Origin of the sequence: Nevskia soli, assembly GCF_903970205.1 — a bacterium.
Taxonomy (GTDB): domain Bacteria; phylum Acidobacteriota; class Terriglobia; order Bryobacterales; family Bryobacteraceae; genus Bog-113.
In genome coordinates this window covers 1-8,681 of sequence record NZ_CAJCHS010000027.1, presented here as the reverse complement: position 1 = coordinate 8,681, position 8,681 = coordinate 1, and the positions used below count along the sequence as shown (strand labels likewise).

8 protein-coding genes are annotated in these 8,681 nt (G+C 58.4%); 3 read left to right on the top strand and 5 right to left on the bottom strand.

Annotated elements, in window-relative coordinates; translation table 11 throughout:
- Window positions 1-1,089 (top strand): lactonase family protein (locus H1Y01_RS01565; protein ID WP_180538339.1); only part of this gene is annotated, 1,089 nt, incomplete at its 5' end.
- Here the strand turns inward: H1Y01_RS01565 and H1Y01_RS01560 are convergent.
- Window positions 1,025-1,990: a VWA domain-containing protein gene (locus H1Y01_RS01560; protein WP_180538338.1), complete on the bottom strand. Its 966-nt coding sequence runs from the start codon at window positions 1,988-1,990 to the stop codon at window positions 1,025-1,027. The two genes, H1Y01_RS01565 and H1Y01_RS01560, sit on opposite strands and share 65 nt — an antisense overlap.
- A gap of 116 nt (window positions 1,991-2,106) precedes the next feature.
- Between H1Y01_RS01560 and H1Y01_RS01555 the strand changes: the two genes are divergently transcribed.
- Window positions 2,107-4,722 carry an ABC transporter permease gene (locus H1Y01_RS01555; protein ID WP_219341177.1) on the top strand — a complete coding sequence of 872 codons (2,616 nt, stop codon included), beginning with the start codon at window positions 2,107-2,109 and terminating at the stop codon, window positions 4,720-4,722.
- On the opposite strand, the gene H1Y01_RS01550 is transcribed toward H1Y01_RS01555, so the two are convergent.
- The 4 genes from H1Y01_RS01550 to H1Y01_RS01535 are packed head-to-tail and all read right to left on the bottom strand — an operon-like array spanning window position 4,682 to window position 7,445.
- Window positions 4,682-5,608 carry an ornithine cyclodeaminase family protein gene (locus tag H1Y01_RS01550; protein ID WP_180538337.1) on the bottom strand — a complete coding sequence of 309 codons (927 nt, stop codon included), beginning with the start codon at window positions 5,606-5,608 and terminating at the stop codon, window positions 4,682-4,684. The genes H1Y01_RS01555 and H1Y01_RS01550 overlap by 41 nt on opposite strands.
- A gap of 6 nt (window positions 5,609-5,614) precedes the next feature.
- Window positions 5,615-5,950: a hypothetical protein gene (locus H1Y01_RS01545; protein ID WP_180538336.1), complete on the bottom strand. Its 336-nt coding sequence runs from the start codon at window positions 5,948-5,950 to the stop codon at window positions 5,615-5,617.
- Between the two features lie 14 nt (window positions 5,951-5,964).
- On the bottom strand, window positions 5,965-7,272 hold the full coding sequence (locus H1Y01_RS01540; RefSeq protein WP_180538335.1) for an ammonium transporter: 1,308 nt from the start codon (window positions 7,270-7,272) through the stop codon (window positions 5,965-5,967).
- Window positions 7,269-7,445 carry a hypothetical protein gene (locus H1Y01_RS01535; RefSeq protein WP_219341176.1) on the bottom strand — a complete coding sequence of 59 codons (177 nt, stop codon included), beginning with the start codon at window positions 7,443-7,445 and terminating at the stop codon, window positions 7,269-7,271. Before H1Y01_RS01535 ends, H1Y01_RS01540 begins: the two co-directional genes overlap by 4 nt.
- 171 nt (window positions 7,446-7,616) lie before the next feature.
- On the opposite strand from H1Y01_RS01535, the gene H1Y01_RS01530 reads away from it, so the two are divergent.
- The coding region (locus H1Y01_RS01530) for an amino acid permease (RefSeq protein ID WP_180538333.1) at window positions 7,617-8,681 on the top strand (1,065 nt) is incomplete at its 3' end.

The window sequence follows — 8,681 nt, the reverse complement described above, 5'->3', positions numbered from 1 at the left end:
GGTAAAGGGAGCGACGGTATCTATGCGTACCAGTTCGACTCCGCGACCGGAACCGCCAAACCGCTCGGACTCATGGCGAAAGTAGATAACCCGTCATTCCTCGCTCTAAGTCCGAACGGCCGCACGCTTTACGCCGCTGATGAGACTCATGACTATGAGAATGAGAAGAGCGGCTACATCACAGTCTTTGCGCGCGCTGCAGGCGGTAAGTTGACCGAAGACCAGCGCTTCTCCTCGCATGGCGCGGACCCTTGCGATCTGGCGGTCGATCCTTCCGGGCGGATTCTCGCCGTCGCCAATTACACCGGCGGCAACTTCGTCTCGTTCCCCCTGGGACCGGACGGTCTGGCCGCTCCGGAACACTTCGGCGAGTTCACTGGAACGGGCGTCGGACCCAACCACGACCGCCAGGATAGCCCCCACGGCCACTCCGTGAACTTCTCTTCCGACGACCGTTTTCTGCTGGCGACCGATCTCGGCACCGATGAGATTCTAGTTCGGCAACTGGATAAAGAGACACTCGATCCGGGGCGATCGCTTTCGCTCAAAGTGCATCCCGGCGCGGGTCCGCGGCACCTGGTCTTCAATCGAGCGAACAATAGAGTCTATGTCGTGAATGAGTTAGATTCGACTGTTGTCGGCTACGATTTCAAGAACGGCACACTTACTGAGTTTCAGCAGGTATCGACGCTCCCGGAAGGTTTCAAATCGCAGAACACGCCGGCGGAGATCGCTATAGATCCCTCCGGAAGGTTTCTGTACGCGTCCAATCGAGGGCACGACAGCATTGCGCGATTCACCATCGATCCGCGCAGCGGCAGACTAACGGAGGCCGGCTGGACTCCGTCCGGAGGCAAAGGCCCGCGCAACTTCACCATCGATCCAAGCGGACATTTTCTGCTCGCCGCGAATCAGAATTCGGCGAACATTGCCATATTTCGGATCGACGCAAAGACGGGCGATCTCAAACCTGCGGGAGTAGTAAACGGCATCGATTCTCCGGTGTGCCTGCTCTTCGTCAAACCTACAGCGGGCGCGCGTAGTAGCGGTTCCGCGCCTCAACAATCACGTCGTCGCGCTTCACCGTAACCTGGATCTTCCGGAATTGCGGCTCTTTCACCGGCGGATTCGGCGTGTAGCCCAGACTGTACTGGCTGCGAAGGTCGGTTTGAATCGCATCGAATGTTTGTTCGAGGTTCAGCTTCTTAGTCACTTCGAAGTAAGCGCCGCCGGTTTCGCGAGCCATGCGGGACATCGCGTCGCGCCCGCGCTGCGCTTCCGCTCCGCCGCCTGCCCCATACGCATGTGGATCGGCGAAAAGAATCGAATAGATAATCGTGTCCGCCATTTGCACGGCTTCGATACCTTCGGAGAGTGTCGCATTACTTCCGAAGTCGACTCCATCGGAAAGTACGATAATCGCTTTCCGATTCTTCTGTCCGGTCATAACTTCATTCGAGACTTTCACGAGCGCGTCGTATAGGACCGTGCCGCCGCCTTGCCTCATTAGTTGACTGCGCGTCTGCGTATCTACGTAGGATAGCGCTTCATTCAGCTGGCTGCGCGACGCGGTAAGTTCCTGACGCATTACGACGCCCACGTCAAACTGCGCGATAAAGAACTGATCTTTGCGTTCGCGAAGCACCTGATCGAGGAAGCGGAACGAGGCGCCGCGCTCGTCGTTCAAGAGCTTGTCCTGACTCATACTCGTGTCGATCAGCAGTCCGACAGTTAATGGCAGATCAGTTTCGCGCGTGAAGTACTTGATGGTTTGCGGACGCCCGTTCTCAAGAATGGAAAAGTCATCCTTGGTTAGTTCGCGAACGATCTCGCCGCGCTTATCGCGCACGGTGGCGAAGATGTTGACGACGTTGACGGCTGTGGTGAATGTCGGCTCGGAATCCTGCGGTGCGTCTTGCGCATTCAGGAGTCTGGAGAACCATGGGACCGCCGCCCAACCGAGAAGCTCGCGTCTGGAAAATCGACTCATCTTCTTTAGTATGGCGGTGCTGATTTTCGCCGCGCGGGTTTCGACAGCGCCCCACACGAGATTTCTGCTAACTGAACCGGCGCGAGCCCGTATCTATGGTAAGCGCTAAAACGACAATGCCGACCCGCACCGAACAAGACCGCGCACATCCGCTGCAGGGGCTAGCACAGATGCCTCACGACATCCGTCTCGCGTTGCGGCGCCTGCGCAAGAGCCCGGCGTTCACAGGCACCGTGATTTTGACACTCGGCCTGGGCATCGGCGCCACAACCGCTATCTTCACCCTGGTCCATGCGGTGATGCTGCGGTCGCTGCCGGTGTCCAATCCCGATCAGCTTTATCGAGTCGGCAAAAAAACCCATTGCTGCGTGTGGGGCGGCTACTCACAGTCTGAAGAGTTCTCCGTCTTTTCCAACGACCTTTACAGGTACTTGCGGGATCAGACGACGGGATTCGAAAGCATGGCGGCGTTTCAAGCCGGCCAGTCACTCTTCGGAGTACGTCGTGAACATAGCGCCAGCCCGGCGGAAACTTACACCGGCGAGTTTGTATCGGGAAACTACTTTGCAACCTTCGGCGTTCCCGCCTATGCGGGGCGCGCACTAACCCCCGCCGACGACCAAAAGGGCGCCGCGCCCGCCGCCATGATCAGCTATCAGGTCTGGCGGCAAAGATTCGGGTTCGACCGCGGCGTAATCGGCGGCGTATTCGACATTAACGGCAATCCTTTCACGGTGGTAGGAGTTACTCCCCCGGGATTTTATGGCGCACAGCTTCGCCCCACTCCGCCGGACGTGTATTTACCTCTCTCGGCCGAACCAATCGTACAGCGCGACAGTTCGCTACTGGACAACGTCGACCAGCACTGGCTGGATATCATCGGTCGTGTTCGCTCCGGGACGGACGTGGGTACACTGCAAGCCCAGATGCGGATCCACTTACTAGCCTGGCTCCGCGCACATCAAGGTGCGATGGCGCCTCAGGAACGCACGGAGATCGCGAAGCAAACGATGTATCTCTCGCCCGGCGGCGCGGGAATCGTTAGCATGCGGGAAGAGTACGAGCACCGGCTGCAGATCTTACTGTTAGTCGCGGGATTCGTGCTGCTGATCGTCTGCGCCAATGTAGCGAACCTGATGATGGTTCGCGGACTCGAACGCTCCCAGCAAACATCGCTAAGCATGGCGCTCGGCGCCCGGCCGGTGAGGATGATCCTGCAAGCTCTTACAGAGAGCGTGTTACTCTCGCTCGCCGGGGGCCTGGCCGGGCTGGCAGTCGCATTCGCGGGAACGCGATTTATCCTGTGGTATGCGTTCGATCCCTCGAGCGCGATCGGAGTCGGTACAGTTCCCATAAGTGCGTCTCCGTCGTTGCCGGTTCTGTTGTTCGCATTTTTCGTTTCTCTACTTACCGGCCTTGCGTTCGGGATTGCGCCGGCCTGGATGGCGTCTCGCAGCGATCCCGTGGAAGCGCTTCGAGGAGCCAATCGATCAACGAAGCAATCCGGTTCCGTGTCTCGTAAAGTTCTCGTCATTCTGCAGGCCGCTCTTTCATTAGTGCTGCTGACAACCGCGGGCTTACTTAGTAAGACGCTGAGCAGTTTGGAGCATCAGGACTTCGGTTTTGAGCCGGATCGCCGCGTTGTATTGAATATCGATCCGGTACTGGCTGGATACAAGCCCGAACAACTCGAGCCTTTATACCGTCGTATTCATGATAGTCTGGCGGCGATTCCGGGAGTAGAGTCTGTGGCGATCGCTCAGTACTCGCCACTCAGCGGCGATAGCTGGAATTCAAGCATTCACCTGGCCGGAAAACGCGAACCGCCTCCGGGGCAGGAGCCTGAATCTTCGTGGACCCGGATCTCACCCGGATTCTTCTCCTTGCTGGGTAATGAGATCGTAAAAGGCCGTCCCATTACCGAGCAGGACACGGCGGGTTCGCGGCACGTGGCCGTCGTCAATGAAGCGTTCGTCAAGAAATTTCTCGAAGGCGAGGATCCACTTGGCAGGCAGTTTGGCCAGGGACCCATCGAAATGTCGCATGAGTACGAAATTGTGGGCGTCGCCAAAGACATGCGGTATCTGGGGTATAACATGCAGGACCCGGTTAAACCGTTCTTCTATGTGCCGCTGACGCAGTGGACGAGTTACTCGAAACCCGGAGAGATGAGCGGCGAGACCCGATCGCACTTTATCCACGACATATTGGTTTTGATGCGCCCCGGAAGCCACTTGGGCGACGCACCCGTTAGACGTGCGATGTCTCAGATCGATCCGAACTTACCCGTCCTTCGGATGCGCGCCTTAAGCGCTCAAGTGAGTTCAAGCTTCGGGCAGGAGAGGCTGATTGCCCGGCTGACTTCTCTCTTCGGGCTCCTGGCGCTCGTGCTGGCGTCAGTTGGGCTCTATGGAGTAACCGCTTATAATGCCGGGACGCGGGTCAAGGAGATCGGCGTGCGCATGGCGTTGGGCGCAGATCGCGGGCGCGTGCTTACTTTGATTCTGCGCGGCGCGTTTGTACTAATCGGCTTCGGATTACTACTCGGCGTACCTTTGAGCTTAGCGGCCGGACGTTTCCTCGGCAACCAGTTACATGGGGTAAGCGCTTACGATCCGGCGGCTTTGGTGATCGCTGTTCTAGCTCTGGCTTTACCCGCATCGATCGCTGCGCTGGTGCCGGCGTTACGAGCTAGTTGGATATCGCCGATGGACGCATTGCGCCTGGAGTAACCAGTAGTGCCGCGGCCAAATCCTCTACCGCAACTCCCAAGCTCTTGAAGACCACGCGCCGTCCCGGCGTCGGCGTGAACTTGCCGGCCAGCACTTCGCCTAACTCCGCGTCAATACTTGCGCCCGCTATCAGGATGTCGCCGGACTCGATTAGCGCCGCGTCGCGCGACTCTACAATCACCGTCGCATCCATCGCCTCAGCGTCTAGCTCTCGCCGGCGCGGCCCGACCGCGCCCACAGCATTGACGTAAGCGCCCGGTTTTAGCCACTTACCCTGCAATACCGGTTCAGCCGCGCTGGTTACGGTGACCACGATGTCCGCATCCCGAACCGCGGCGTCCGCACTTAACGCAGCTACCGCGCCCACCTCTTCCGCGCAAGCCCGGCAGCGCGCCGCATCCGGGCTCCACACCCTGATTTCGTCGAGGCTCCGGACCATCCGCAAAGCTTCGATGTGCGACCGGCACTGCACGCCGCTGCCTAACACGGCGAGCACGCACGAGTCCTGCCGGCTCAATGCTTCCGTAGCTACCGCGGATACGGCAGCCGTCCGCATTTCGGTAATCAGCCTCCCGTCTAACACGGCAATCGGCTCCCCTGTTTCGGCTCGAAACAGCAGGATCATCGCCATATGGGTGGGAATGCCTCGCGCGCCGTTGCCCGGATAGAACGTGACTAGCTTCGCCCCGCAGACTCCGCGGTAAACCGCCGGCATCACTCCCATCCACCCGTTATGTTTGGAGACCGGGATCACGGTGCGTACCGGCTGCTGGACACGTCCGGCAGACAAGTCGATCAACGCCTCCCGCATCGCCGGAATGAGTTCGGCGTAACTAAGCCGCTGCTTGACTTCTGGCTCGGAAGTAACCACGAGTGGGTTAGTCATTAGCGCCTACTTTTGCGAGAGCGCGATGACCAATCCGCCGACGATTATCAATGCTCCGCCGACTAACACCGCCCTTCCCGGCGGTTGGTTAAAAAACAACCACGAGATCAGTTGCGCGGATACGAAAAAGAAGACAACATACAAGCCCAGGAGACGGCCGAAGTCCCAGGGCGGCGCATTTACCACGTAACCATAAGTGAACAGAACCGCGGCGCCGGCAGCAAAAAGAATTAGTTTGCGAAGACTCTGCGAAGAGTGCATCGCCGTGCGCATGAGAGCGTCGCCTCCGGCTTCTAAAACAGAGGCGGCAAAGAGAATCGAGACAGCGGTCCAACGATTCATGGCATCTCCTGTTCTCAAAATCTTCGGGCCGCATAGTCGTCGTTCGACGGAAAGTCCGGATAGGCGCCCCCGCCAAGTTCATGCAGGTCGAGACCCAACCGTTCCGCTTCAACCGAAACCCGCTGCGGGTGCAATCGATTCAGCAGCAAGTTTAGAGTGTAGGCTAGCGGCAAAACAAAGCCTAGCAGTGTGGCGATCCCGATTAGTTGCGCGAGCCATTGTCCGGCAGGGTCGCCAGTAACTCCGTTGATCGCACGCGCCGGGAATCGGGCGAACAACCCGGCCGCAAATACGCCCCAGATTCCAGCCCCGCCATGGACCGAGATCGCACCGCCGGGATCGTCGACAAAGAGCCGCAGTTCAAGTAACTCCACGCTGAAGATGACCAGCGCGCCGGCGATGGAACCCACCACGATCGCCTCCCCAGGCGCGACGAACAGACATCCGGCGCTGGTCGCCACGAGCCCGGCTACCCACCCATTCGCGGTCAGGGAAGCGTCGGGGCGTTGAAATCGAATTCGCGTGAGCGCGGCCGCTGATAAGCCGCCGGCCGACGCCGCGAGCAGGGTATTGATCGCAACCAGCGGAATCGATTCAAGCCCCGCGCCCATGTACAAGATAGAACCCGCCGCATTCAAACCTAACCAACCGGCGAGCGCGAGCAGGCATCCGAATAGAACAAAGACCGCATGATGTCCGGGGATGACCGCCGGACGTCCGTTGGGTGGGTACTTGCCGCGCCGCGGGCCGCAGATCCACGCGATCGCCAAAGCCGCGAGGCCTCCGACCGCGTGTATGGAACTGCTGCCGCCCGCATCGAGGAACCCGTGCCCGAGCCCGAAGTTCACGCCCAGTTGCGAGAGCCACCCGCCCCACACCCAGTGCGCGAACAGCGCGTAAACCAGCGCGACCAGAAGCGCGGTCGAAGCACAGATGGCGCTCAATCGCCACCGGTCCATCCCTGCTCCGAGAGGAATCAGAGCGGCCACCGATGTTGCCGCAATCTGCATCCAGATACTAAGTCCGGCTTGCGGATCCTGTAAGTTCACTCCGCGCAGGAACCAACCTTGCGCGCCGATCCAGTTCCATTCTTTCCCTGCGACAACGAATTCGTAGGAAGGCAGATGAACGCTTCCTTGAATGGCAAATCCGCACGCGAAGCAAGCCAGCGATGCCACCCCGAAGACGCATAGCGATGCGAGCATACAGTGCGCTGCGCTGCGCGATCGGCCCAATCCGGTATTGATCAGAGCGATCCCGGCGAACGCCAGCGGCGAGAGAAACAGCGCTGCGACACAAATAGCGATACTGGCCGGCGTCATGCGGTGCGGTGCGTGCGAAACATCATCGTCAATCCAAGCGCCTGCACGCCGAAACCGCAGACGCTGAACAACGGCAGACTCGGCTTGCCGGTAAGCAGCACCAGCGCAGCGAGGATCAGCCACCATCCGGCGACCAGCAGAAACATTCCGACGTATCTGACCAGATGACTCATCAGTTTAGTGAATACCGTACCATTACAGTTTTGTTTATCGCGTTCATCACAATTTTTTATTTGGCCCAGCCCTTCTTTTCCGTCATAGTAAAAGGCTCGGTTTCCACGCCGCAACCGGTCACTGCAGCAGTATTCCTCGTCTCTTTTTTCGATTTCATAGGGAGATCCTGAATGCCAGACAGCCCTCAGGTGCAAATGAAACAGACGTTAGGCTTGACTGGTCTGACGATGAACGCCATGGCGCTGATTGCACCCGGCGCGTTTCTGTGGCTGACCTTCTATATACAAGCGGCGACGGGCGCAACGGCTCCGTCGATGTGGATCGGCATCGTGATCGCCTTGCTCTTATGCCTCGCAACAGCCGTTTGTTACGCCGAAATGTCGAAGCTTTACCCCGGGACTGGCAGTTCTTATTACTTCGCCGAGCAATCTTTTTTAAATCACGCTCGCGCGTGGCGTTATGCGCGTATTTCTAAGTTCGTCATCGGCTGGGCCTCGCATCTTTATTACTGGATCTACCCGGGCGTGATGGTCGGCACCATGGGGATACTCTGCGGCTATGTCGTGGGGACGTTGTGGCCGAACTTCATGAGCGCGTCAAGCCCCGGGCCGCTGTTCATGATGGCCATCGCGGTGGTCTTCGCTTTCGCTGTCGCTTACATCGCGAATCGCGGAGTTACCGGCGCCACGGCCGTAAATGTCGGGATTAACATCATTCAGATCAGTGCGTTGGTCGTATTTGCGGTCTTAGCTCTTGGCTACCGGCTGAATCATCCGCCGGGTAGTGTGGCCTACCAGTTCGATTCGACATCGGGCGAAGCTTATACCTATGAGTTCGCAACTACTAAGACCGTGGCGAACGGGCAGACTACCGAAACCATTCTGCGCGACGCATCGGGAGCGCCCAAACCGAAGCTGGATGCTGCCGGAAAACCGGTGCCCTTCAGAATTAGCTACCCAACACGCGATGCAAGCGGGAACTTCCTGACCCACCCTAACGCGAAGTCCGTCGTCTCGATCCATAACGTCGCCTGGGGATTCATTCAAGCTACGGTCGCGATTCTGATTCTGGTCGGCTTTGAATCTGTGACAGCTATGGCGGGCGAGGCGCGAAACGCCAAGCGCGATGTGCCCATCGCGGTGATCCTTTCGTTACTTGTCCAGGGTCTGGTTTGTTATTTATTCGAATACTTGTTAATCTTTACTTACAGATCTTGTATTTGTTCACTTTCGATA

Coding starts and splice junctions, on each gene's coding strand:
- H1Y01_RS01560 (WP_180538338.1), bottom strand. CDS start 1,990: ATGAGTCGATTTTCCAGACGCGAGCTTCTCGGTTGGGCGGCGGTCCCA.
- H1Y01_RS01555 (WP_219341177.1), top strand. CDS start 2,107: ATGCCGACCCGCACCGAACAAGACCGCGCACATCCGCTGCAGGGGCTA.
- H1Y01_RS01550 (WP_180538337.1), bottom strand. CDS start 5,608: ATGACTAACCCACTCGTGGTTACTTCCGAGCCAGAAGTCAAGCAGCGG.
- H1Y01_RS01545 (WP_180538336.1), bottom strand. CDS start 5,950: ATGAATCGTTGGACCGCTGTCTCGATTCTCTTTGCCGCCTCTGTTTTA.
- H1Y01_RS01540 (WP_180538335.1), bottom strand. CDS start 7,272: ATGACGCCGGCCAGTATCGCTATTTGTGTCGCAGCGCTGTTTCTCTCG.
- H1Y01_RS01535 (WP_219341176.1), bottom strand. CDS start 7,445: ATGAGTCATCTGGTCAGATACGTCGGAATGTTTCTGCTGGTCGCCGGA.